The organism is Allochromatium humboldtianum (assembly GCF_013385175.1).
Taxonomy (GTDB): domain Bacteria; phylum Pseudomonadota; class Gammaproteobacteria; order Chromatiales; family Chromatiaceae; genus Thermochromatium; species Thermochromatium humboldtianum.
In genome coordinates this window covers 316,688-341,551 of sequence record NZ_JABZEO010000003.1, presented here as the reverse complement: position 1 = coordinate 341,551, position 24,864 = coordinate 316,688, and the positions used below count along the sequence as shown (strand labels likewise).

General features: G+C 66.3%; 21 protein-coding genes. 11 read left to right on the top strand and 10 right to left on the bottom strand.

The window, feature by feature from the left end; all coding sequences use genetic code 11:
• Positions 1 to 82 precede the first annotated feature (82 nt).
• The 6 genes from HW932_RS06290 to mobB all read left to right on the top strand — a co-directional run bounded on the left by HW932_RS06290 (position 83) and on the right by mobB (position 6,758).
• The gene (locus HW932_RS06290) at positions 83 to 1,651 is read left to right on the top strand and encodes a cobyric acid synthase (protein WP_176975627.1); all 1,569 of its coding nucleotides are present in this window, start codon (positions 83 to 85) and stop codon (positions 1,649 to 1,651) included.
• Between the two features lie 194 nt (positions 1,652 to 1,845).
• Complete coding sequence (locus HW932_RS06285) at positions 1,846 to 3,015, top strand: phosphoglycerate dehydrogenase (protein WP_176975626.1); 1,170 nt, start codon at positions 1,846 to 1,848, stop codon at positions 3,013 to 3,015.
• A gap of 19 nt (positions 3,016 to 3,034) precedes the next feature.
• On the top strand, positions 3,035 to 4,138 hold the full coding sequence (gene pheA / locus HW932_RS06280) for a prephenate dehydratase (RefSeq protein ID WP_176975625.1): 1,104 nt from the start codon (positions 3,035 to 3,037) through the stop codon (positions 4,136 to 4,138).
• Positions 4,139 to 4,189: 51 nt separating this feature from the next.
• A complete protein-coding gene (gene hisC / locus HW932_RS06275) occupies positions 4,190 to 5,302 on the top strand; it encodes a histidinol-phosphate transaminase (RefSeq protein WP_176975624.1) in 1,113 nt (370 codons plus the stop codon).
• Positions 5,299 to 6,204, top strand: a complete 906-nt coding sequence (locus HW932_RS06270) for a prephenate dehydrogenase (protein WP_176975623.1) — start codon at positions 5,299 to 5,301, stop codon at positions 6,202 to 6,204. Before hisC ends, HW932_RS06270 begins: the two co-directional genes overlap by 4 nt.
• On the top strand, positions 6,201 to 6,758 hold the full coding sequence (mobB, locus tag HW932_RS06265; RefSeq protein ID WP_176975622.1) for a molybdopterin-guanine dinucleotide biosynthesis protein B: 558 nt from the start codon (positions 6,201 to 6,203) through the stop codon (positions 6,756 to 6,758). The genes HW932_RS06270 and mobB overlap by 4 nt, the downstream gene beginning before the upstream one ends.
• Here the strand turns inward: mobB and HW932_RS06260 are convergent.
• Genes HW932_RS06260 through def form a run of 8 tightly spaced genes read right to left on the bottom strand, consistent with a single transcriptional unit; the run spans position 6,715 to position 16,567 of the window.
• Positions 6,715 to 8,166 (bottom strand): TrkH family potassium uptake protein, encoded by a 1,452-nt coding sequence (locus HW932_RS06260; protein ID WP_176975621.1) that lies wholly within the window; start codon positions 8,164 to 8,166, stop codon positions 6,715 to 6,717. The two genes, mobB and HW932_RS06260, sit on opposite strands and share 44 nt — an antisense overlap.
• Entirely contained in the window at positions 8,163 to 9,536 is a 1,374-nt protein-coding gene (trkA, locus tag HW932_RS06255) for a Trk system potassium transporter TrkA (RefSeq protein ID WP_176975620.1), read from the bottom strand. The genes HW932_RS06260 and trkA overlap by 4 nt, the downstream gene beginning before the upstream one ends.
• 13 nt (positions 9,537 to 9,549) lie before the next feature.
• The gene (locus HW932_RS06250) at positions 9,550 to 10,917 is read right to left on the bottom strand and encodes a sigma-54-dependent transcriptional regulator (protein ID WP_176975619.1); all 1,368 of its coding nucleotides are present in this window, start codon (positions 10,915 to 10,917) and stop codon (positions 9,550 to 9,552) included.
• A complete protein-coding gene (locus HW932_RS06245) occupies positions 10,914 to 13,121 on the bottom strand; it encodes an ATP-binding protein (RefSeq protein ID WP_176975618.1) in 2,208 nt (735 codons plus the stop codon). The genes HW932_RS06250 and HW932_RS06245 overlap by 4 nt, the downstream gene beginning before the upstream one ends.
• On the bottom strand, positions 13,103 to 13,675 hold the full coding sequence (locus tag HW932_RS06240) for a DUF4390 domain-containing protein (protein WP_176975617.1): 573 nt from the start codon (positions 13,673 to 13,675) through the stop codon (positions 13,103 to 13,105). The genes HW932_RS06245 and HW932_RS06240 overlap by 19 nt, the downstream gene beginning before the upstream one ends.
• Entirely contained in the window at positions 13,672 to 15,021 is a 1,350-nt protein-coding gene (gene rsmB / locus HW932_RS06235; RefSeq protein ID WP_176975616.1) for a 16S rRNA (cytosine(967)-C(5))-methyltransferase RsmB, read from the bottom strand. Before rsmB ends, HW932_RS06240 begins: the two co-directional genes overlap by 4 nt.
• Positions 15,014 to 15,961, bottom strand: coding sequence for a methionyl-tRNA formyltransferase (gene fmt, locus HW932_RS06230; protein WP_176975615.1), 948 nt, complete (start codon positions 15,959 to 15,961; stop codon positions 15,014 to 15,016). The genes rsmB and fmt overlap by 8 nt, the downstream gene beginning before the upstream one ends.
• A gap of 48 nt (positions 15,962 to 16,009) precedes the next feature.
• A complete protein-coding gene (gene def / locus HW932_RS06225) occupies positions 16,010 to 16,567 on the bottom strand; it encodes a peptide deformylase (RefSeq protein WP_176975614.1) in 558 nt (185 codons plus the stop codon).
• Positions 16,568 to 16,692: 125 nt separating this feature from the next.
• Here def and HW932_RS06220 point away from each other — a divergent pair, with 125 nt between their 5' ends.
• Genes HW932_RS06220 through topA form a run of 4 tightly spaced genes read left to right on the top strand, consistent with a single transcriptional unit; the run spans position 16,693 to position 21,901 of the window.
• Entirely contained in the window at positions 16,693 to 17,889 is a 1,197-nt protein-coding gene (locus tag HW932_RS06220; RefSeq protein WP_176975613.1) for a LysM peptidoglycan-binding domain-containing protein, read from the top strand.
• Positions 17,890 to 17,896: 7 nt separating this feature from the next.
• A complete protein-coding gene (dprA, locus tag HW932_RS06215; protein ID WP_176975725.1) occupies positions 17,897 to 19,030 on the top strand; it encodes a DNA-processing protein DprA in 1,134 nt (377 codons plus the stop codon).
• Positions 19,031 to 19,070: 40 nt separating this feature from the next.
• Entirely contained in the window at positions 19,071 to 19,547 is a 477-nt protein-coding gene (locus HW932_RS06210; RefSeq protein WP_012971264.1) for a Smg family protein, read from the top strand.
• A 47-nt stretch (positions 19,548 to 19,594) separates the two neighbouring features.
• Positions 19,595 to 21,901 carry a type I DNA topoisomerase gene (gene topA / locus HW932_RS06205; RefSeq protein WP_176975612.1) on the top strand — a complete coding sequence of 769 codons (2,307 nt, stop codon included), beginning with the start codon at positions 19,595 to 19,597 and terminating at the stop codon, positions 21,899 to 21,901.
• A gap of 39 nt (positions 21,902 to 21,940) precedes the next feature.
• Here the strand turns inward: topA and HW932_RS06200 are convergent, their stop codons facing one another.
• On the bottom strand, positions 21,941 to 23,377 hold the full coding sequence (locus HW932_RS06200; protein WP_246296684.1) for an HDOD domain-containing protein: 1,437 nt from the start codon (positions 23,375 to 23,377) through the stop codon (positions 21,941 to 21,943).
• Between the two features lie 277 nt (positions 23,378 to 23,654).
• Between HW932_RS06200 and tsaC the strand changes: the two genes are divergently transcribed.
• Entirely contained in the window at positions 23,655 to 24,194 is a 540-nt protein-coding gene (tsaC, locus tag HW932_RS06195; protein ID WP_176975723.1) for an L-threonylcarbamoyladenylate synthase type 1 TsaC, read from the top strand.
• Here the strand turns inward: tsaC and HW932_RS06190 are convergent.
• Positions 24,184 to 24,816 carry a L,D-transpeptidase family protein gene (locus tag HW932_RS06190; RefSeq protein ID WP_246296683.1) on the bottom strand — a complete coding sequence of 211 codons (633 nt, stop codon included), beginning with the start codon at positions 24,814 to 24,816 and terminating at the stop codon, positions 24,184 to 24,186. The two genes, tsaC and HW932_RS06190, sit on opposite strands and share 11 nt — an antisense overlap.
• Positions 24,817 to 24,864: the final 48 nt, after the last annotated feature.

Below are 24,864 nucleotides of genomic sequence, written 5' to 3'. Positions count from 1 at the left end.
ATGCGCACCCTACCGCTTGTCCAATGTGACCCGCATTCGTTTTGGCGACGAATGCGGGTCGCTTCGTTTTGAGAGAGACCGCATGACCGATTCAGCCCCCACCATCCGTCTCGAACTCCCCCCGCTCGGCACCTACGGCCCGCGCCGTGCGCGCGCCCTGATGATCCAGGGCACGGCCTCAGACGTCGGCAAGAGCCTGCTGGTCGCCGGACTCTGCCGCGCCTACACCCGGCGCGGGTTGGTGGTGCGCCCGTTCAAGGCGCAGAACATGAGCAACAACGCCGCCGTCACCGCCGACACCGACGTGCCGCCCGGCCCCGACGGCGAACAGCCGCGCGGCGAGATCGGGCGCGCTCAGGCGCTCCAGGCGCGCGCCTGCGGCGTGCCGCCCTCGATCCACATGAACCCGGTGCTCCTGAAGCCCCAGACCAACATCGGCTCTCAAGTCGTGCTGCGCGGGCGTGCGCTCGGCAACTGTCCGGCGCGGGTCTATCACGAGATGCGCCAGGGACTGATGCCGGCGGTGCTGGATTCCTTCGAGCGCCTCTGCGCCGAGGCCGATCTGGTGCTGGTCGAGGGCGCGGGCAGCGGCGCCGAGATCTATCTGCGTCACTGCGACATCACCAACATGCACTTCGCCGAGCGCGCTGATGTGCCTGTGGTGGTGGTCGGCGATCTGGACAAAGGCGGAACCATGGCCTCGCTGGTCGGCACCTGGCTCCTGCTCGATCAGGCCGACCGCGACCGGGTCGTGGGCTATCTGGTCAACAAATTCCGGGGCGACTTCTCGTTGTTCGAACCGGCCTGCAACACCATCACCGAGATCACGGGCTGGCCGTTCCGTGGCATGGTGCGCTGGTTCGAGGGGGCCTCGCGTCTGCCGGCCGAGGACTCACTGGCGCTCGAACGCCCGGCCGAGACCACGGGCGGCACGCTCAACGTCGTCATCCCGCGTCTGTCGCGCGTGGCCAACTTCGACGACATGGACCCGCTGGCCGCCGAGCCGAGTGTGAATCTGCGCTGGATCGAGCCTGGGCATCCGATCCCGGCCGAGACCGATGTGGTCATCCTGCCCGGCTCCAAGGCCACGCGCGCCGATCTGGACGTGCTGCGCCGCGAGGGCTGGGACATCGACATCCTGGCCCATGTGCGGCGCGGCGGTCGGGTCGTCGGACTCTGTGCCGGCTACCAGATGCTCGGGCGCGTGGTGCGCGATCCGCGTGGCATCGAAGGCGAACCGGGCGAGACCCCCGGCTTGGGCCTGCTCGACATCGAGACCGAGATCGGCGCCGACAAGCGCCTGATCGAGATCGCCGGACGCGAGCAGCAGAGCGGCTGCCGGATCAGCGGTTACGAGATGCACATGGGCCGCACCACCGGACCCGGACTGGAGCGTCCCTGGCTGCAACTGGAAGACGACGCCGGCAACGTCCACCCCGAAGGCGCGATCACCGCCGACGGGCGCGTCATGGGCGGTTATCTGCACGGGATCTTCGGCGCCGATGAGTTCCGCGCCCACTGGCTCGAACAGGTCGGCGCCCAGGCCGCGCGCATCGATTTCGAGGCCCGCATCGAGGCCGCCCTCGACGAACTCGCCGATCACATCGAGCGCTGTCTGGATCTGGACGCACTGTTGGCGCTGTCGAGGTAAATGGCAAACCGTTCCTTGGGCCACACACAGCACCCCGACAAAACGCTAAACTCGGGCGGCCATTCCGCCACGCGCCATCGTCTCCCGTTGAGGAATGCCCAAGGAATGCGAGTCGTGCCTCATCGCGTCCTGTATTAAAGTTGTCGATCCGAGGCGCTTCCACATTCACCACACAGAGGTCCGAATCGACGCCCATGTTCAAAATCCAGACGCTCAACAACATCTCGGTGGTCGGCCTGGAGCGCCTGCCGCGCGAGCGCTACGAGATCGCCTCCGAGATCGCTCATCCCGACGCCATCCTGGTGCGCTCGGCCAAGATGCACGACCTGCCGATCCCCGAATCGGTCCAGGCCATCGGGCGCGCGGGCGCCGGCACCAACAATGTGCCCGTGGCCGAGATGACCAAGCGCGGCGTGGCCGTGTTCAACGCGCCGGGCGCCAATGCCAATGCGGTCAAGGAACTGGTACTCGCCGGGATGCTGATGTCGGCGCGCAACATCGCTCAGGCCTGGCAGTTCGCCCGTGAACTCCAGGGTGACGATGCGGCCATCAACGAGGCGGTCGAAGCCGGCAAGAAACGCTTCGCCGGCTTCGAACTTCCGGGTCGCACCCTGGGCGTCGTCGGTCTGGGCGCGATCGGCGTCAAGGTAGCCAACGCCGCGCGCGCGCTCGGGATGCACGTCATCGGCTATGACCCGACCATCACCGTGCAGCGCGCCTGGCAGTTGGCCAGCGACGTCAAGCAGGCCCTGAGCATCGACGACCTGCTCGCGCGCTCGGACTTCGTGACCTTCCATGTGCCGCTCACCGATCAGACGCGCCACATGATCAATGCCGAGCGGATCCGTATCCTGCCCAAGGGCGCGGTGCTGCTGAATTTCTCGCGTCAGGGCATCCTCGACGACGAGGCCGTGATCGCGGCGCTCGACTCAGGGCACCTCTACGCCTATTGCTGCGACTTCCCGAGCAACCGGCTCAAGGATCATCCGCGCGTCGTCACTCTGCCGCACCTGGGCGCCTCGACCCGCGAGGCCGAGGACAACTGCGCCATCATGGTCGCCGATCAGATCCGCGACTATCTGGAGGACGGCAACGTCACCAACTCGGTCAACTTCCCCGATATCGTGCTGCCGCGTACCGAGGGGCAGCGTCTGGCCATCGTCAACAGCAACGTGCCCAACATGCTCGGTCAGATCTCGACCGATCTGGCCGCCGCCGGGCTGAACATCATCGACATGCTCAACCGTTCGCGCGGCGACGTGGCCGTGACCCTGGTCGATGTCGACAAGCCCTGTCCGGAGGCGACGGTCGAGCTGATCCGGGCCATCGACGGCGTGCTTTCCGTGCGCTGTCTCGGCGGTTGAGCGGGGGAGAGCAGACGCCATGAGCGAAAGCGCCAACCAGGAACAGCAGGCACTGGCGGCGGTGCGTGACCGCATCGACGCCATCGACCTGGAGATCCTGCAACTGATCAGCGAGCGCGCCCGCTGCGCCCAGCAGGTCGCGCACATCAAGACCGGATCGCAGAGCGAGTCGGTGCAGTTCTACCGTCCCGAGCGCGAGGTCGCCGTCCTGCGCCGGATCAAGGACGCCAATCCGGGGCCGCTCGACGGCGAGGAGGTCGCGCGCCTGTTCCGCGAGATCATGTCGGCCTGTCTGGCCCTGGAGCGTCCGCTCAATGCCGCCTTCCTGGGGCCGGAGGGCACCTTCACCCAGGCGGCGGCGATCAAGCATTTCGGCCATTCGGTCGTCACGCAGGCCATGCCCACCATCGACGAGATCTTTCGCGAGGTCGAGTCCGGGGCCTGCGACTTCGGCGTGGTGCCGGTCGAGAACTCGACCGAGGGCGTGGTCAGCCATACGCTCGATCTGTTCATGACCTCGCCGCTGATGATCACCGGCGAGGTCAGTCTGCGCGTCCATCAGCATCTGTTGACCAAGGCGGCTGATCTGGCGAGTATCCGGCGGGTCTATTCGCACCAGCAGTCGCTGGCCCAGTGTCGCGAGTGGCTCGATCGCCATCTGCCGACCGCCGAGCGTCTGCCCGTCGGCAGCAATGCCGAGGCGGCGCGTCTGGTGGCCTCCGATCCGGAAGCCGCCGCCGTCGCCGGTCTCCAGGCCGCCGAGATCTATGGACTCAGCGTGCTTGCCGAGCGTATCGAGGACGAGCCGAGCAACACCACGCGCTTCCTGGTCATCGGCAAGCAGGACTCGCCGCCGAGCGGTCAGGACAAGACCAGTCTGCTGCTCTCGTGCAAGAATCAATCGGGCGGTCTGCACAGTCTGCTCGCGCCGCTGGCCGTGCACGGCATCAGCATGACCCGCATCGAGTCGCGCCCCTCGCGTCGCGGCATCTGGGACTATGTATTCTTCGTCGACATCCTCGGCCATCGACAAGACCCCAAGGTCGCCTATGCCTTGCAGAATCTCGAACAGGATGCCCTGCTGTTCAAGGTGCTGGGTTCCTATCCGGTCGCCGTGCTCTGAGGGCCGCGCGCGTCGTCATCGCTATTGAACGTATTGTTGGATACATCCGTCATGAGTCAAACCGAAAACCCTTTCCTGTCACTGGCCGCTCCCTGGATCGCCGGACTCACGCCCTATGTGCCCGGTAAGCCGGTCTCCGAGCTGGAACGCGAGCTGGGCATCAGCGATTCGGTCAAGCTGGCCTCGAACGAAAATCCCTTGGGGCCGGGGTCGCGCGCGCGAGAGGCCATGGCCGCCCTGCTCGCCGAGCTGGGTCGCTATCCCGATGGCGGCGGATTCGAGCTGCGTCGTGCACTGGCCGAGTATCATGGCCTCTCGCCCACGGCGGTGACGATCGGCAATGGCTCCAACGATGTGCTGGATCTGATCGCGCGCGTCTTTCTGCACCCTGGGGCCGAGTCGGTGTTCTCCGAACACGCCTTCGCCGTCTATCCGATCGCCATCCAGTCGGTCGGCGCCACGGCGCGCGTGGCCAAGGCCCGTGATTACGGCCACGACCTGGAGGCCATGGCACGGCTGGTCAACGACAAGACCCGCGTGGTCTGGATCGCCAATCCCAACAATCCGACCGGCACCTGGCTGGCCGCCGAACCGCTCAAGTCGTTCATCGGCTCGCTGCCCAAGACCTGCATCGTGGTGGTCGACGAAGCCTATACCGAATACGTCGCCGAGCCGGACTTCCCGGATGCGACCCACTGGGTCGAGACCTTTCCCAACCTGATCGTCACCCGGACCTTCTCCAAGGCCCATGGTCTGGCGGCGCTGCGTGTGGGCTATGCGCTCAGTGATCCCCGTGTCGCCGATCTGCTCAACCGGGTGCGCCAGCCGTTCAATGTCAATGCCCTGGCCCAGGCGGCGGCGATCGCGGCGATCAACGACCGCGAGCATGTGCGCGCTTCGGTCGAGCTGAACCGTGCCGGGATGAAACAACTGACCGGCGCCTTCGAGCGGCTCGGACTCACCTACATCCCCTCGGTGGGCAACTTCGTCACCGTCGACTGCGGACGCCCGGCCGCACCCATCAACGAGGCCCTGCTGCGCCGTGGCGTCATCGTGCGCCCGGTCGGCAACTACGGGATGCCGAACCATCTGCGCATCAGCGTCGGGCTTGAGTCCGAGAACGCGCGCTTCATCGCCGCCTTCGAGGACGTGCTGGCGTCATGATCGAACGGCTCGCGATCATCGGGGTTGGGCTGATCGGCGGTTCGCTGGCGCGTGCGCTACGGGCGGCCGGCGCCGTCGGCGAGATCGTCGGTTGCGGGCGTTCGCTGGGCAATCTGGAACGCGCGCTCGAACTGGGCGTGGTCGACCGTATCACCCAGAACCCGGCCGAGGCGGTGCGCGAGGCCGACATGGTGTTCCTGGCCGTGCCGCTCGGGGCCATGCGCGGCGCGCTCGCCGCCATGCGTGACAGTTTGCGGCCCGAGGCCATCGTCACCGATGGGGGCAGCGTCAAATGCAGCGTGGTCGAGGATGCGCGCGCGGTCTTCGGCCGCGTGCCGCCGCGACTGGTGCCGGGACACCCGATTGCCGGTACCGAGCACAGCGGGGTGGAGGCATCCTTCGCCGAACTCTACCGGGATCGCCGCGTGATCCTGACCCCCTTGGCCGAGACCGACCCCGAGGCCGTGGCGCGGGTCACGGCCATGTGGCAGACATGCGGGGCCGAGGTCACGGCGATGTCTGTCGCCCACCACGACGAGGTGCTCGCGGCAACGAGCCACCTGCCGCACATGCTCGCCTTCGGGCTGGTCGATTCGCTGGCGCGGATGCGCGAGAACGATGAGATCTTCCGCTATGCCGCCGGGGGCTTTCGCGACTTCACCCGCATCGCCTCCAGCAATCCGGTCATGTGGCGCGACATCTGTCTGGCCAACCGCGAGGCCCTGAGTGCGATGCTCGCGCGCTTCGGCGTCGAGATGACGGATCTGGCCGAGAGCATCCGCCGCTCCGACGGCGAGCATCTGCTCGAAATCTTCGCCCGCGCCAAGGCCGCGCGCGACCGCTATGTCGATCAGGCGCGTCCGGTCCATGAAGACGCGGATCGTTCATCCAGCCAAACATGACTGCCTCCCCGACCTCGCCCGATCTTCCGGTATTCGGCTTCGTCGCGCCCAGCGGCAGCGGCAAGACGACACTGCTGCGGCATCTGGTCGCGGCGCTCCAGGCACGGGGTCTGCGTATCGGCTATCTCAAGCACGCCCACCACAGCTTCGACCTGGATCGTCCCGGCAAGGACAGCTATGAGATTCGCGCCGCCGGAGCCGCCCAGACCCTGCTGGCTTCACGCGAGCGCTGGGCCTTGCAGGTGGAGAACGACCGCAAAGGCGAAGATCCCGATCTGGACTCCATGCTGGCGCGTTTCGAACACGACCGGCTCGATCTGGTGCTGGTCGAGGGTTTCAAGCACGCCCGCTATCCCAAGATCGAGGTCTATCGCGCCGCACTGGGTCAGCCGCCGCTCTATCCGGACGATTCCGAGATCATCGCGCTCGCGACCGATGATCCGCCGCCCGTCTTTCCCCATCCGCCCGTGTTGCCATTGACCGAGATCGCGGAACTGGTCGAGTTCGTGATCAACGCTGCCAGAACGCCGGTGACAGCAGCACCAGCAGGGTGAAGATCTCCAGTCGCCCGAGCAGCATGGCGAAGCAGAGGATCCATTTGGCGGTATCGTTGAGATCGGCGTAGTGCGGGCCGACCGTGGCCAGTCCGGGGCCGAGATTGTTGATGCAGGCCGCGACCGCTGAAAAGGCCGTCACCAGATCCAGCCCGGTCGCAGCGAGCATCAGATACATGAGGATGAAGCTCGCCACATAGAGCGAGAAGAACCCCCAGACCGCGTCGACTACGCGATGATTGACCGTCTTGCCGCCGATGCGCACCGGAATCTGCGCGTTGGGATGGATCAGGCGGTCGATCTCGCGCACGCCCTGCTTGATGAGCAGCAGGAAGCGGATGACCTTGATCCCGCCGCCCGTCGAACCCGCACAGCCGCCGACGAAGCTCGCCAGCAACAGCAGGATCTGGAGAAAGGGCGGCCAGGCATGGAACTCAGCGGTCGCAAAGCCGGTGGTGGTGCTGATCGAGACGGCCTGGAAGATCCCCTTGGTGAACGCCTCCCACCAGCTCGCGTAGGTCCGGCTCTCATGGAGCGCCAGGGTCGTGATGACGATGACCGTCACCAGTACCAGCAGATAGAGCCGGAATTCACTGTCCTGGAAATAGATACGCGGATCCTGACGCCGCACGACCATGAAGTGCAGCGTGAAGCTCATGCCGGCCAGCACCATGAAGGTCACGGCGATCAGCTCGATCGCGGTGCTGTCGAAATACCCGATGCTCTGATCATGAGTCGAGAAACCGCCGATGGCCACGGTCGAGAAGGCGTGACCGACGGCATCGAACACCGTCATCCCCGCCCACCAGTAGGCGAGCGCACAGGCGATGGTCATCCACAGATAGATGTACCACAGCGCCTTGGCCGTCTCGGTAATGCGCGGCGTGAGCTTGGAGTCCTTCATCGGGCCGGGCATCTCAGCGCGAAAGAGCTGCATGCCGCCGACCCCGAGCATCGGCAGCACCGCCACCGCCAGCACGATGATGCCCATGCCGCCGAGCCACTGGAGCTGCTGGCGGTAGAACAGGATCGACTTGGGCAGATGGTCCAGACCGATGATGACCGTCGCCCCGGTGGTCGTCAGCCCCGAGATCGACTCGAACACCGCATCCGTGATCGAGACACTCGGATTGGGCGCCAGCCAGAAGGGCAGGGCGCCGGCCAGTCCGAGCACGGTCCAGAACAGCACCACGACCAGAAAGCCGTCGCGCACCCGCAGTACCTCGCGCGAGCGCGACACCGGCAGGAAGATCAGCAACCCCAGGCCGAAGATCAGCGTGAAGGCCGCCAGAAAGGGGCCGGCGCCGCCCTCGTCGTAGATGACCGAGACGACCACCGGGGTCAGCATGCTGAAGCTGAAGATGGTCAGCAACAGCCCCAGCACCTTTTGGACCGCGTCGAACTTCATAGGAAGGTGACGCCGACCTGGAACAGTCGCTCGACCTCCTGGATGCGGCGCTTGTCCTGCAGGAAGAGGATGACGTGATCCTCGGACTCGATGAGTGTCTCGCCATGCGCGATCAGCACATCATCGCCGCGCACCAGGGCGCCGATGACGGCCCCCTTGGGCAGCTTCAGTTCCGAGATCCGCCGACCGACCACCTTGCTCGACGTCGGATCACCGTGGGCGATGGCCTCGATGGCCTCGGCCGCGCCGCGTCGCAGCGAGTGCACCATGACCACGTCGCCGCGCCGCACATGCTTGAGCAGACTGCCGATGGTGGCCTGCTGGGGCGAGATGGCGATATCGATGGCGCCCGACTGCACCAGATCCACATAGGACGGGCGGTTGATGAGCGCCATGACCTTGCGCGCCCCGAGCCGCTTGGCCAGCATCGCCGAGATGATGTTGGCCTCGTCGTCGTTGGTGACGGCACAGAAGACGTCCGTGTTCTCGATGTTCTCCTCCAGCAGCAGTTCCTGATCGGCCGCGTCGCCGTGGAGCACGATGGTGCGCTCCAGATCCTCGGCGATGCGTTTGCAGCGCCTGAGGTTGTGCTCGATGAGCTTGACGCGGTAGTTCGGCTCCAGCGCCTTGGCCAACCGCGTACCGATGTTGCCGCCGCCGGCGATGATCAGCCGCTTGTAGGACGGATCGAGCCGTCTCAGCTCGCCCATCACGGTGCGGATGTGCGCCGGCGCAGCGACGAAGAACACCTCGTCGTCGACCTCGATGCGGGTGTCGCCCTCGGGCTGGATGGCGTGATCCTGCCGATAGATGGCGGCCACGCGCGCCTTGACGTGCGGCATGTGCTCCTGGAGCGTGCGCAGCTCCTGACCGACCAGCGGCCCGCCATGGAAGGCGCGCACCGCCACCATCCGGATGCGCCCGCCGGCGAAGTCGAGCACCTGGAGCGTGCCCGGATTCTCGATCAGACGCAGGATGTAATCCGTGACCAGCGCCTCGGGGCTGATGGCCACATCGATCGGCAGCGCCTCGGTGCCGAAGAGTTTGGGCTGATCGAGAAAGCTCTGAGCACGCACGCGTGCGATCTTGGTCGGGGTATGGAAGAGCGTATAGGCCACCTGGCAGGCGACCATGTTGGTCTCATCGCTGTTGGTGACGGCAATGATCATATCCGCGTCCTCGGCGCCTGCGCGGACCAGGACATCCGGATGCGCGCCATGCCCCTGCACCGTGCGCAGATCGAAGCGGTCCTGCAGGTCGCGCAGCAGGTCGGCATCCTGATCGACCACGGTGATGTCGTTGGCCTCGCTGACCAGATTGGCGGCCACCGAGGAACCGACCTGACCGGCGCCGAGGATGATGATCTTCATCCGTTACCGCCCCTCAGCGCCGTTCCTTGATCTCGATCCCGAGCGAACGCAGCTTGCGATAGAGATGGGTGCGCTCCATCCCGGCCTCCTTGGCCATCTTGCTGACGTTGCCCTGGTGCTTTTCGAGCTGATAGTCGAGATAGGCCTTCTCGAACTGCTCACGCGCCTGACGCAGCGGCTGATCGAAGGAGACCAGCCCGTCGAGCGTCTGGACCTGGACCGGCGGCGGGGCGCCGAGCGCGCTCTCGACCTCCTTCTGGCTGATCTCGTCGCCGGCCCCGAGGATCAGCACCCGCTGGACCAGGTTCTTCAGCTCACGCACATTGCCCGGCCAGCCGTAGTTGCGCAGAAAGTTCTGGGCGCCGACGCTGAAGCGCCGATAGGGCAGCTTTTCGTGGGTGGCGAAATAGTCGAGATAGAAATTGAGCAGGTCGGGCACGTCCTCGGCGTGTTCATCGAGCGGCGGGATGTTCAGCGGCACCACGTTGAGGTGGTAGAACAGATCCTCGCGGAAACGTCCGGCGCGCACCTCTTCCTCCAGATTGCGCTGGGTGATGGCGACGATGCGCACGTCGATGCGCACCGGCTCGCTGCCCCCGACGCGCAGGAACGACCCGCTGTCGAGCGCCCCGAGCAGCTTGGATTGCGCCTCCCATTCCATGTCGGCCACCTCGTCGAGCAAGAGGGTGCCGCCGGAGGCTTTCTCCAGACTCCCATAATGGGTGTGTTCGCCTTCCTCGACGCCGAACAGCTCGCGCGAGGCGTTGCCGCCGGCGAGCGTCGAGACGCTCAGATCCACGAATGGGCGCTCGCGGCGTGCGCTCTGCGAATGGAGATAGCGCGCGAAGGTCTCGCGTCCGCTGCCGGCCTCGCCGGTGATCAGCACCCAGGTGTCGTGCTGGGCGATGCGCTTGACCTGCTCGCGCAGTCGCTGCATGACCGCGCTGCGTCCGACCGGCTCATGGACCTGGGGCGCACGGCGCTTGAGACCGATGTTCTCCTGCTGGAGCTTGTCGGCTTCTAGGGCGCGCTCCAGGGTCAGCAGCAGCTTGGCCATGGACAGCGGCTTTTCGAGGAAATCGTAGGCGCCGAGCCGGGTGGCCTCGACCGCCGTCTCGACCGTGCCGTGTCCCGACATCATGATCACCGGGCAGGGCAGCTCGTCGTCCTCGGCCCACTCCTTGAGCAGTGAGATGCCGTCGATGTCGGGCATCCAGATGTCGAGCAGGATCAGATCGGGGCGGCGGTCACGCAGGGCGTGCCGCGCCGCTTCGCCGTTTTCGGCCACGGCCACGGCATAGCCCTCGTCTTCGAGGATCTCCTTGACCAGGCCGCGGATGTCGGGTTCGTCGTCGACGACCAGGATATGGGTTGCGCTCATGATGCTTCGTGTTGCTCCCGACCGTGGACCACCGGGACGGCGGTCGCTTGCCAGACTGGGATTCGGACCCGGATCAGGGCGCCCGAATCGCGATTCTCGACCCCGATCATACCGCCATGTTCCTCGATTATCTTCTTGACGATGGCCAGACCCAGGCCCGTGCCCTTGGCTTTGGTGGTGACATAGGGTTCGAACAGCCGGTCCAGGAGCTGCGGCTCGAACCCCGGACCATTGTCGGCGACCCGGAACTGCACATAGGACTTGTCGTCGACCTGGACGAGTTCGGTGCCGACCTCGATGCGCGCCTCGGTGCGGCCCTCCAGGGCTTCCTGGGCGTTCTTGATCAGATTATGGATGACCTGCCGCAGTCGCAAGGGGTCGCCCCGCACCTGGGCCTCGGGCGCCCCCAGGGTGATCCTGAGCGCCGGCACGCCCGCGCTGCGATAGAGATCCAGCACCTCGCGCGCGAGCCGGTCGAAGACGAAGGGCTCGGCCTGGAGTCTGGGGCTCTTGGCGTAGTCCGAGAAGTCGTTGACCATCGCTTTCATGGCCTCGACCTGCTGGATGATGGTGCCGGTGGCGCGCTCGATGATCCGCGCGTCGGTCTCATCGGCCTTGGCCAGCAGCTTGTGACGCAGACGCTCGGCCGAGAGCTGGATCGGCGTGAGCGGATTCTTGATCTCGTGGGCGAGCCGGCGCGCGACCTCGGCCCAGGCGGCGTTGCGCTGGGCGACGATCAGCGAGGTGATGTCGTCGAAGACCACCACATGACCGCGCAGGTTCGAATCCGGCAGGGGCAACGGACTGCCGCGACACATCAGCGTCTGGCTGGTCTCGTCGCGTTGCAGCGTCACCTCCACGCGCCAGGGTTGGGCTTCGGCGATATGACGGCGTACCGTCTCGGTCCAGGGCGTGAGCCAGGGGCTGGCGCGCTCCAGACATTCGAGCGTGACGGGTTCCCTGTTTTCGTCGACACCGAGCGCCAGGATCTGGAGCGCAGCCGGATTGGCCGTGCGCAGTCGCTGCACCTCGTCGAAGGCCACCACACCCGAGGACAGCCGCCCGAGGATGGTCTCCAGATAGTTGCGTTGGGTCTCGACGGCCTGTTTGCTGTGCGCGGCGGCGTCGCGCGCCTGGGCGATACGGCGCGACATGGCGTTGAAGGAGGCGACCAGGAAGGTCAGCTCGTCGTCGTGACGAGGCAGGGTGATCTGCTGCTCGTAGTCGCCGTCCGAGATCGAGCGCGTGGCGCGGGCGATGTCGGCGATGGGCGCCACCAGCCGGCGCGCCGTGTGGAAGGCGGCGATGAGCGCGGCCATGAGTCCGAACACGAGCACCAGCGAGAGCGTGAGCGAGAAACTCAGCTTGAGCGACTGGCGCAGATAGGCCAGCTCCGTATAGCGGTTGTAGGCGTCCTCCAGCCGGTTGGACAGCTCGCTGATGCGCGCCGAGGTCGGGAAGACGCCCTGCATCAGCATCGGACGCCCGCGCGGATCCTGGACCAGGGTCCGGACGACCAGCTCATTGCCCGGCCCGCTCTCGAGTCCGACATAGTTGGTGCCGGCGCGCACGCTGTGGTGGATCTCGCGTTCGGCCTGACTGGGGACCAGCTGGGTCGGATCTTCGTTGGCCGTGCCCAGCACCTGCCCGCCGGCCCCATAGACGGTCAGCTCGATGGCCCCGGCGCGGCGGCGCAGATCGTTGAGACTGAGCGCGATGGCGGTCGACGAGCGATCCTCGATCCCGGCCAGCAATTGTTCGCTGATCTTGACCAGCAGGCGCTGGTTCAGGTCGAGCGAGGCCTGATTGAGCACCAGAGCGTCCTGCATGGCGCGTCCGATCTCGACATCGAACCAGCTGTCGATGCCGCGCAGCAGGAAGCCGAGCGAGAAGTAATAAACCGCGCCCACCGGCAGCAGCGAGATCAGCGAGAACAGCACCACGATGCGCGCCGTCAGGCGCGAGCCGGCCGCCTGACGGCGATAGCGGCGCACCAGCTTGACGATGTTGACGACCACCAGCACCGCCAGCGCCAGCAGTCCGGCCAGCACCACCGACAGCAGCGGCAGGAAGGCGCGACTGAGCGTCTCGGAGTTCTCCACGGCGTCGCGCATCAGCACCAGTACGACGAAGAGTCCGAGGATCAGGAGTGCGGCCGGCAGGGTGCCGAGTCCGCGATGCCAGTTCAGTGGTTTAGAGGCCACGTCGTCCAACCGCTCGAGAGTTTCCAGGAGGGCTTGAGATAGGCCATGGGACGCAGCGGCAGCGGCAACTCCTCGATGTCCAGAAAGACCTTGATCTGGAGTTCGTAGTCTTCGTCCGGGTCGAGCCGGTCGAGTCCGATGAGCGCCTGATCGGTGAGATCGCCGAGGGCGCGGATGGCTGCGTCGCGCGTGACGAAGTCGCGTCCGTCGCTGCTCGGCAGACGATGGACCTCGTAGCGCTCGGAGAGCGGGCGGTAGCGGATGGTATAGCGCCACTGTTCGTCGACCAGACTGTCCTCCCACATCCAGGCTTCGGTGCGGCGTACCTGGATATGGAAGACGAGCGTCAGAGGCACGCCATGATCGAGCGCTTCCAGCACGGGGTTGCTGAACGCGAAGTCGACGCCGGCGTTCAGGACCAGTTGCCCGGCCTCGGGTCTGACCTGGGCCTGCTTGACGCTGAAGCCCGAGCGTGCAAATGCCTCGGCCGTGAGCGCCAGCAGGAGGCTCAGGGCGAGTATCAGGGTGACACGGGAGACCTTACCTGGGGTCATGACGCATCCTTGACGAGCAGGGCGTAGAAGAAGCCGTCATGTCCCTGAGCGGTCGGGAGGAGTTGGCGTCCCGGCGAACGCGGGCGGCCCCAGTCGGTCGGCAGCTCCAGGGCGCGCGCGTCGGCGCGGCGGGCGAGGAAGGCGTCGACCTGACGTTCGTTCTCCTCGGCGAGCAGCGAGCAGGTGGCATAGAGCAGGCGGCCGCCTGGGCGCAGCAACGGCCAGATGGCGTCCAGGATGCGCGACTGGGTGGCGGCGAGCGCCGCGATGTCTTCCGGGCGGCGCAGCCATTTGATGTCGGGATGACGCCGGATGACGCCGGTCGCCGAGCAGGGCACGTCGAGCAGGATGCGATCGAAGGGACGGGCGGTCCAGTCGCCGTGCGGATCGGCCGCGTCGCCGACCCGTACCTGAGCCTTGAGTCCGAGCCGGTCGAGCGTCGTGCCGACCGTGGCCAGACGCGCGGCATCGCTGTCGATGGCGACCAGATCGAGCGCGTTGCCGGCGCGCTCCAGGATGGCCGCCGTCTTGCCGCCGGGCGCGGCACAGGCGTCGAGCACCCGCTCGCCGGGCTGAGCGTCGAGCAGATGCGCGGCCAGTTGCGCCCCGCTGTCCTGGATCGAGACCCGGCCCTCGATGAAACCCGGCAGATCGCGCGTGGCGCGCGGCTGATCAAGCAGGACGCCAGTGTCGAGTCCGTCGATGGCATGCGCGCCGATCCCGGCTGACTCCAGTTCGGCCAGAGTGTCCGCGCGCGTCCCCTGGAGCGGATTGACGCGCAGCGCCATGGGCGCCCGTTCATTGCTGGCCAGGACGATCGACTCCCAGTCGTCCGGCCAGTCCGCGCGCAGCCGTTCGAGCAGCCAGTCGGGAAAGAGCCAGCGCGATTCGGGCCGGGTGTCGACCCAGGCCAGCAAGGCTTCGTGCTCGCGCTGGAAGCGCCGCAGGAGCGCGTTGGCCAGACCCGCCATCCGGGGCTTGCCGAGCAGGCGCGTGGCCTCGACCGTGGCTGAGACGGCGGCGTGCGACGGCGTCTTCATGAAGCCGAGCTGATAGAGTCCGACCAGGATCAGCGCCTGGAGGTCGCCATCGCGCGGCTTGAGCGGGCGTTCGAGCAGGCGGCCGGCGATGAGGCGCAGACGCGGCAGCAGACGCAGCGTGCCATAGACCATCTCCTGCACCAGCGCCTGATCGGCCGGCGCGCGCCGTGTCGTGTCGGCTTGCAGCACGCGCGTGAGCGACTGACCGCGATCGAGCACCGCATGCAGGGCGCGCGCGGCGGCGGCGCGCGACTCGGCACCCGGCGAGGCGGCGGTTGGGGTGTGGTGACGTCTGCGCTCAGTCAAAACGCGCGCCGTCCAGGTGTCGCGCGTTCAGGTAGTCCGCCGCGCTCATGGGTTTCTTGCCCGCCGGTTGCAGGCGCGTGACGCACAGCCGACCCGCGCCGGTGGCGACCCGGATGCCGGTGCGATCGGCCCCGACGACGGTTCCGGGCGCGGCCGAATCCCCGGCCGCGTCCTCGGATTCCGCCTCGGCCGACCAGATCCGCAGTGTCGCACCCTCCAGCGAGGTCTGAGCGACCGGCCAGGGATCGAAGGCGCGCACCTGACGTTCGATGGCATCAGCGGGCGCATTCCAGTCGATCGTCGCTTCGTCCTTGCTGAGCTTGTGGGCATAGGTGGCCAGCGCATCGTCCTGCGCTTCCGGCGCGCGCGAACCTTCGGCGATACCAGGCAGCGCCTCCACGAGCGCACGCGCACCGAGTTCCGAAAGCCGATCGTGCAGGGTGCCGCCGGTCTCGCGCGGATCGATCGGCGTGGCGACCCGATGATAGACCGGTCCGGTGTCGAGTCCGGCCTCCATGCGCATGATGCAGACACCGGTCTCCGCGTCACCGGCGAGGATGGCACGCTGGATCGGCGCCGCGCCGCGCCAGCGCGGCAGCAGCGAGGCATGGACATTGACACAGCCGAGCCGGGGCGCTTCCAGGACGCTCGTCGGCAGCAGCAGACCATAGGCGACCACCACCATCAGATCGGCCCCGAGCGCGCGTAGTTGCTCGACGGCCTCGGGATCGCGCTTGAGGCTCTCGGGCTGATATACCAGGATGCCGCGATCGAGCGCCAGCGCCTTCACCGGACTCATCTGGAGCTTGCGTCCGCGTCCGGCCGGGCGGTCGGGCTGGGTGTAGACGCCGATCACCTCATGCCCGGCGTCGAGCAGGGCGGCGAGACAGGGAACGGCGAAATCGGGCGTGCCGGCGAACAGGAGGCGAAGCGGTTTCATCAGTGGATCGGCTGTCGATGGATGGCTCGGTTCGGGGTGTGAGGCGGCTCAGACGGCGCTGCGGCGCGGCTCGGCGGCCTCGCGAGCGCGCGCCGCCTCGGCGTGCTGGCGCTCCTTGCGCTGCTTCTCGAGCTTGTGGCGGATGCGCTGGCGCTTGAGGATGGAGATGTGATCGACGAAGAGCTTGCCGTCGAGATGATCCATCTCATGCTGGATGCAGACGGCGAGCAGACCATCGGCGTTGAGCTTGAAGGGGTTGCCATCACGATCGAGCGCCTCGACCGTGACGCGCTCGGCACGGGTCACGGTCTCGAAGAAACCGGGGACGGACAGACAACCCTCGTCCATCTGCTCCGTGCCCTCGCGTGCGACGAGGCGCGGATTGATGAAGCACAGCGGCGTGTCGTGTCCCTCGGACACGTCGATGACGATGATCTGGCGCTGGACATCGACCTGGGTCGCGGCCAGTCCGATGCCGGGAGCGGCATACATGGTTTCGAGCATGTCGTCGACCAGTCGGCGGATCTGGTCGTCGACCTGCTCGACGGGCTGCGCCTTCTTACGCAGTCGCGGGTCGGGAAAGGTGAGGATATCGAGTATGGCCATGCGAATTCTTGATCCGGCTTGAGTCAACAGGTGGTCGAGACGAAGCGGTGTGCGCTACTATCTCCAGGATACTACATCCCATCGTGGGGACGGGAGCATCCCGTTTCGACCATCGCGGAGGGTCCATGCGCGCCATGCAACGCCGTTTCGCCGTCATTTCAATCCTCATCGGCTCCCTGGCACTCCTGGCGCCGGGGGTGTTCGCGGTCGAGTTGGCGCCGGGAGCGCCCCAGGCCTATACAGTGCGTCCGGGCGACACGCTCTGGGACATCGCCGGGCGCTTCCTGCGCGATCCCTGGCGCTGGTCGGAGGTCTGGCGCGCCAATCCGGGCGTCGAGAACCCCAATCTCATCTATCCGGGCGACGTGCTCGAGCTGACCATGATCGCCGGCAAGCCGGTGATCGGGCGCGCCGACGGGCGCGGCGGGCCGCGTCTGGTCAGGCTCAGTCCCCAGGTGCGTTCCGAGGCCATCAGCGCGCCTGTGCCGACCATTCGCATCGGCTCGATCGCCCCCTTCCTCACGCAACCCTACGTGGCCGATTCAAACGATATCAAGCGTGCCTCCTATGTGGTCGGCTTCCCGGACGAGCACATCGTCGCCGGAGTCCATGATTCGATCTATGTGCGCAAGATCCGTTCGGGCGAAGTCACACAGTTCCAGATACTACGTCCGGGCGACGCCCTGCGCGACCCGGATAGCGGTGATCTGCTCGGCTATGAGTCGACCTTCGTCGCGAGCGCGACGCTGGAGCGGACGGGCGACCCGGCCAAATTGCGCGTGACCCGGATGGAACGCGAGGTGTCGATCGGTGATCGTGTCATTCCGGCCGACGCCGAGCGCCCGCTGGTCGACTTCCAGCCGCAGCCGGCGCCTCAGGAGACGCGCGGGCGTATCCTCTCGGTCATGAATGGCGTCTCCCAGATCGGCCAGTACGACGTGGTCATCATCAACCGCGGAGCGCGCGACCACATAAAACAGGGCCATGTGTTTGAGGTCTTCGTCGGCGGTGAGAAGGAACGCGATCAGGTCCGGGCCGGGATCGCCGACACCGACTGGCTGATGGAGAGTCCCTTTTCGAGCGATTTCTGGCTCGGGCGCGACTACGAATTCAAGGGCTGGCGTGCCAACGAACCCTCGCGTGACGCGAGCTTCCCGCTGCACCCGAGCTATCGGCGCAACAAGGCCGAATACGTCAAGCCCTTCGAGCGCTCGGGTGTGCTGATGGTGTTCCGGGTCTTCGATCGGGTCAGCTTCGGCCTCATTCTCAACGCCACGCGCGCGCTTCGGGTGGGCGACTGGGTTGCTCCGCCTCCCGCCTGATCCCGTGCTGTCCCGAGCAGGCGACTGGGCGAGCGCGCCCATCGGCGACTGGCTCGCGCTCATCCTGGCGCCGCGCGTCGGACCGCGCACCTTCGCGCGGCTGGTGGAGGGCTTCGGTTCGCCGAGCGCGGTGCTGGCGGCCGGTGAGGCGCGTCTCGATCAGCTCGGTCTCAAGCCCGAGACCATCGCCGCGTTGCGTCAGCCCGATCGCGCGCTCATCGACGCCATCCTCACCTGGGCCGAGCATCCGGACGCCCATCTGATCACACTCGCCGATCCGCGCTATCCGCCGCGACTGGCCGAGATCGCCGACCCGCCGCCGGTGCTCTACGCACGCGGCGACGCCGATCTGCTGAGCGAGCCGCAGATCGCCATCGTCGGCACCCGCAATCCCACGCCAGGAGGCGGCGAGATCACGGCGTCCTTCGCGCGCTGGCTGGCCGGTCAGGGCCTGATCGTCACCAGCGGTCTGGCCGTCGGCATCGATGGCGCGGCCCACGCCGCCGCCCTGGAGACCGGACACAGCATCGCGGTGCTCGGCACCGGGCCGGATCGGGTCTATCCGGCCGTGCATCGCGATCTGGCACGACGGCTCGTCGAGCGCGGCGTCATGGTCAGCGAGCTGCCGCCGGGGCAGGGGCCGCTGGCGAGCAGCTTTCCGCGCCGCAACCGGCTCATCAGCGGCCTGAGCCTGGGCGTGCTGGTGACGGAGGCGGCGCTCAAGAGCGGCTCGCTGATCACGGCGCGCATGGCGCTGGAGCAGGGGCGCGAAGTCTTCGCCATACCGGGCTCGATTCGCAATCCGCTGTCGCGCGGCTGTCATGCGCTGATCCGCGAAGGGGCGAAGCTCGTCGAGGAACCCGAGGAGATCCTGGCCGAACTGGCCCCTCAGTTGCGCGCTGAGCTGGCCGCCGCCGACCGCTCGGCGCCCGGCGCCCGCCGCGCCGCCGCACCGCCTCCAGAGCTGCCGCCCGAGCAGGCGCGCCTGCTGCAATCCCTGGGGCACGACCCGGTGAACCTGGACGAGTTGACCGAACGCACGGGGTTGGCGGTCGAGCAGATTTCGTCCATGCTGTTGCTCATGGAACTCGAGGGTCATGTATCATGCCTTCCAGGCGGTCGCTATATCCGCGCACCCTGATCCGTCAGCCCGCGGTTGACACCATCCATCGAGATTGCCGATGAACGAAAACATGGTCGATGTACTGATCTATCTGTACGAGAATTACATGGATGGCGAGCAGCAACCGCCGGTCGAGCAGAGCGATCTCGAGGACGAGTTGAGTCAGGCCGGTTTCTCCCAGGGCGAGATCGACAAGGCGCTGCGCTGGCTCGATGAGCTGGCGCTCGGGGTCGAGGCGGCCCACGAGCATGGTCCCGTCAGCGGTTCGATCCGCGTCTACAGCGAACTGGAATGCGAAAAGCTCGATCTGGAGGCGCGCGGCATGCTCATGTCGCTGGAGCACAGCGGCATCCTCGATCCGGTCAGCCGCGAGCTGGTGATCGACCGGCTGCTGGCGATCGACCATCCGCAGGTGCTGGTCGAGGAGGTCAAGTGGGTCGCGCTCCTGGTGCTCATGAACCGGCCAGGTCGCGAGGAGGCCTTCGACCAGCTCGAAGAGATGCTCTACGCCGACGAGCCGGTCTATCTGCATTGAACGTCCGAACATTCACCACCTGACTACAGGCTATCCGTCCGTCCCGCATGAATCTCGTCATCGTCGAATCTCCCGCCAAGGCCAAGACCATCAAGAAATACCTCGGACCCAGTTTCGAGGTCGTCGCCTCCTATGGCCATGTGCGCGATCTGGTGCCCAAGGAGGGCGCGGTCGATCCGGATCACGGCTTCGCGATGAAGTATCAGATCATCGAGCGCAACGAGAAGCACGTCCAGTCGATCGCCAAGAAGCTCAAAGACTGCGAGGCGCTCTATCTGGCCACCGACCCGGATCGCGAGGGCGAGGCCATCTCCTGGCATCTCCACGAGCTGCTCAAGAGCCGTCGCCAGCTCGGCGACAAGCCGGTGCATCGCGTGGTCTTCAACGAGATCACCAAGCGCGCGGTCCAGGACGCCATCGCCAGTCCGCGTGGGATCTCGTATGACTTGGTCAACGCCCAGCAGGCGCGCCGGGCGCTCGACTATCTGGTCGGCTTCAATCTCTCGCCGTTGCTGTGGAAGAAGATCCGGCGCGGACTCTCGGCCGGACGGGTGCAGAGTCCGGCGCTGCGTCTGATCTGCGAGCGCGAGGCTGAGATCGAAGCCTTCGTTCAGCGCGAGTACTGGACCATCGAGGCTGATACGGCCAAGGATGAACGCGCCTTCGTCGCCCGGCTGACCACTTTGGGCGGCGAGAAGGTCGAGCAGTTCACGATCACCGACGAGGCGCGCGCCACTGAAGTCAAAACCGCGCTGGAGAGCGCCGCCGGTGGAAAGCTCAGGGTCGAGCAGGTCGAGCGCAAGCAGCGCAAGCGCCAGCCGGCCCCGCCCTTCATCACCTCCACGCTCCAGCAGGAGGCGGCGCGCAAGCTCGGCTTCACCGCCCAGCGCACCATGCGCGTGGCCCAGCAGCTCTACGAGGGCGTCGATGTCGGCTCGGGCGCGGTCGGTCTCATCACCTATATGCGTACCGACTCGGTGAATCTGGCCCAGGAAGCCATCGCCGAGATCCGCGCCTATGTCACCGAACGCTATGGCGAGTCGGATCTGCCGGACGCGCCGCGCCTGTTCAAGACCAAGGCCAAGAATGCCCAGGAGGCCCACGAGGCCATCCGTCCGACCTCGATCCGGCGCGAGCCGTCCGCCGTCAAGGCACATCTCACGGTCGAGCAATTCAAGCTCTACGAGCTGATCTGGAAGCGCACGCTCGCCTGTCAGATGGCCCATGCGCTCATCAACCAGGTCGCGGTCGATCTGAGCGCCGGCGCGGGGAACCTGCTGCGTGCCACCGGCTCGATGGTGGTCGATCCCGGCTTCATGCGCGTCTATCTGGAAGGGCGTGACGATGCCAAGGGCGCCGACGACGACGAGGACCGGATGCTGCCCGAAATGAAGGTCGGCGAGTTGGTCGACCTGATCGCGATCCGTCCTGAGCAGCATTTCACCGAGCCGCCGCCGCGTTACAGCGAGGCCACGCTCGTCAAGGCGTTGGAGGAGTTCGGCATCGGCCGACCCTCGACCTATGCCTCGATCATCTCCACGCTCCAGGATCGCGAATATGTGATCTTGGACAAGAAGCGCTTCGTGCCGACCGACGTCGGGCGCGTGGTCAACCGCTTCCTGACCGACTATTTCACCTCCTATGTCGACTACGACTTCACCGCGCGTCTGGAGGACGATCTGGATGCCGTCTCGCGCGGGGAGGGCGACTGGATTCCGCTCCTGGAGCGTTTCTGGCGCCCGTTCAAGGATCTGGTCGACCACACTCAGGAGCACGTCAAGCGCAGCGACGTGACCCAGGAGCGCATCGAGGAGACCTGTCCCAAGTGCGGCGGTCAGCTCGCCATCCGGCTCGGGCGCAACGGGCGCTTCATCGGTTGCACCCACTATCCCGACTGCGACTACACCCGCGATCTCGACCCGAACAAGGCCGAGCGCGAGGCGCCCGAGGTCATCGAGGGGCGAAGCTGCCCGCTGTGCGGCTCGGCGCTGGAGATCAAGCGCGGACGCTACGGCAAGTTCATCGGTTGCAGCGCCTACCCGACCTGCAAGCACATCGAGCCGCTCGACAAGCCCGAGGACACGGGCGTGACCTGTCCGAAGTGCAACAAGGGCACGCTCCAGAAGAAGAAATCGCGGCGCGGCAAGGTGTTCTATTCCTGCTCGACCTATCCCAAGTGCGACTATGCGCTCTGGGACGAGCCGCTCGCCGAGCCCTGTCCGAGCTGCGGCTGGCCGGTGCTGACGCTCAAGATCACCAAGACCCAGGGCGCGGCCAAGATCTGTCCGCAGAAGGAATGCGGCTACCGTGCGCCGGTCGAGGATCAGGAGACCGATTCAAGCGCGCAGAACTGAGCCGTCGGCACGTCGCCCGCCCGACGGCGGGCGGTGAACTCAGCGGCGCTGGCGACTCTGGGCCAGGGTCAGTCCCAGGTTCGCTTGCTGGACGAAATGCTTGAATTCCTCGAAGCTCTCCGGGTCGAGCGGACGTTGGCTCAGACCACGATCGGCCAGGAAGAGCCCGATACTCTTCTGGCTGATGATGATGGGTGCAATCATGAAGGGCACGATGCCCATGATGGCCAACAGCCCCTCGGGAACCAGATGCGGATCGCGCTCGCGCTCGGCGAGCGTCACCAGACGCGGTCGCTGGCGGTCCAGGGTCTCGAACAGAATGTTCGTCCCGATTGCTGGACGCGCGAACTGGAAGGCCGCGATCGTCGTCTCGTTCGCCATGCCGAGCGCGTGCTTGGCCTTGAGACCGCGCCTGTCCGGTGTCATCAGGGCGAAGATCACGCGATCCATGCCCACGCCGCGATAGAGTCCCTCCAGGACCAGTTCCATGATGACATTGAAGTCGCAGCGCGCACTCTCGATGGCCGAGTTGAGTTCGCGCAGGATGCTCAGTTGCAGTCTGGAATCCGGGATCGGATGGGCTGGAGGCGGCGGTGTCTCGCCGGCCGGCGGCTCGGCGTCCGGCTCAGTGGGTAGCGCATCGAGCAGGCTGCGGTACTCCTCGGGCAGCGGGATCAGTCTGGCCGAGGCCGTGGCGCCACAGTCGTTGGCCATGCCGAAGGCGACGGCGGCCTTGTCCTGGAGCAGCGTGCGGGCGTCGGCCTCGGAGACGTCGACCAGTCGCGCGGCACGGCGCTCCAGGCGCCCCATCTCCTCGGAGCGCCAGCCGTGCTCCTCGGCACAGCGAGCGATCTGATGGCCCAGCATGACGGTCTGGATGCGCGGATCCTGGCGCGCCGGGGAATCGATCGCCTCCTTCAGGAGATCGGTCAGACGCCATTCGTGGACCAGGCGGCGACTGAGCTGACTCAGACGAAATCCCAGCACCCGTTCCTGTGCGGTCTCCATGGTGATGCCCGGCTGATTGGCCAGCTGCTCGACGCGCTCACAGTGCTCGTTGCCGAAGCACCAGAAGGCCAGCTCGCCGACCCGGTACAGCAGGGTGGCGATGAAGACCTCCTCGGGCGACTTGTCGCCCCGCACGATGGCCAGGGCGCGCGCCTGGGTCGCGGCATGCATGGCATGGGCCAGTTCGCGTTCCAGACGCGCCTTCGCCGGTCCCTGGAGCAGGGTGTCGACCAGGGTCAGGGTCAGACACATGTCCCGCACGGCATCGAAGCCGAGCACGATCACGGCGCGCGTGACGGTGCTGATGGCCGTGGTGCTCGGGTTGTAGGCGATCGAGTTGGCCAGCTTCAGCAGGCGAGTGGTCAGCGAGGCATCCTGCAGGACGACGCTCGCCAGCGCCGAGGCCGGCGCCAGATCGTCTTCGGCGATCGAGAGGATGTGATGCACGGTCTGCTCGAAGATTGGCATCTTCTGGTCACGAATGACCTCGAGCCAGGCTTCCAAACCGCTTTTTTGGGATGGGTTGATACTCAAGTGTGTACTAGCTCGATGAGGTCGTTGGTACGCGCGTGGGGAACTCATTCTAGACCAAGTCGAACCGAGCGGTAGACGACCCGCTCGGGATCGAGACAACCATCGACCGGAGCGCTCAGCCGTGAATCCGCACCATCCAGCCGGCCTCGAACATAAGCCCACTGAAACGTCGGTTCCGACCGACGCGACTCCATGGCGACCCGCACACCGTCTGCGTCTGGCCGTCCGTTGCCTGAGACGCGGCGGCGTGATCGCCTATCCGACCGAGGCGGTCTACGGACTCGGCTGTGACCCCTGGAACGCGCAAGCCGTCGCGCGTCTGCTCGCCATCAAGCGTCGCTCGGTCAGCAAGGGGTTGATCCTGATCGCGGCCGATCCCGATCAACTTTGGCCCTTCGTCGAACCGCTGGAACCGGAGCGGCTGCGCGACATCCTCGCCACCTGGCCCGGACCCAACACCTGGCTGTTGCCGGCGCGTCCGACGACACCGCGCTGGCTGACCGGACGCTTCGACACGCTCGCCGTGCGCGTGAGCGCCCATCCGCTGGTCGCCGCGCTCTGTCGTGCTTACGGTGGAGCCATCGTCTCGACCAGCGCCAACCAGGCCGCGCGTCCGGCGGCCCGAACCAGTCTCGACGTGCGGCTCGCGCTCGACGAGTTGCCGGACTACATCCTCGCCGGACACTGCGCCGGGTCCGATCGCCCATCCGTGATCCGCGATGGACGCACCGGGCGCCTAATCAGGGCATGATCTGGATCGGCGTGCCGTCCTTCACCAGGCTCCAGATCTCGTCCATCTCGTGGTTCTGCACCGCGATGCAGCCCTGAGTCCAGTCACGATTGGCGTACTGCCGGCGCATGCTCTCGGACTGGATGTAGTTGGGCAGGCCGTGGATCATGATCATGCCGCCTGGGTTACTGTAGCCGAGCTGGCGGCTGGCGGCGCGATCCTTGGAACTGGGGTAGGAGATGTGGATCGCTTTGTAGAAGTTGCTGTTGGGGTTGCGCCAGTTGAGTTTGTAGCTGCCCTCGGGGGTGCGTTGATCTCCCTCGCGATACTTGTGGCCGACCGGGGCGCCGCCGAGGGCGACGCGATATTGACGCACCACACGGCCGCCGCTGAGCAGTTCGAGCTGGCGCTGTGACTTCCTGACCACCACCTTGTCGATCGGACCGCTGAACTGTGTCGTCGGCGGTGGTGCGGTGGTGCAGCCATTCAGTGCCAGGAGTCCGGCCAGGGTCAAGGCCAGAGCGAGACCCGAGGCGGCAAGGCGGCGGATCCGGGCCGCTGCTGCCTGGGACTCGACCCGGACGGTCATGAGCATGGATTCGGGATGGGCGTTGATTGGGTTGAGCGACCTGTCGACGTGCATGGTCTTGAATCTCTTGAAAAAAATCGGCGTTGGTGATGACGGGCCTGA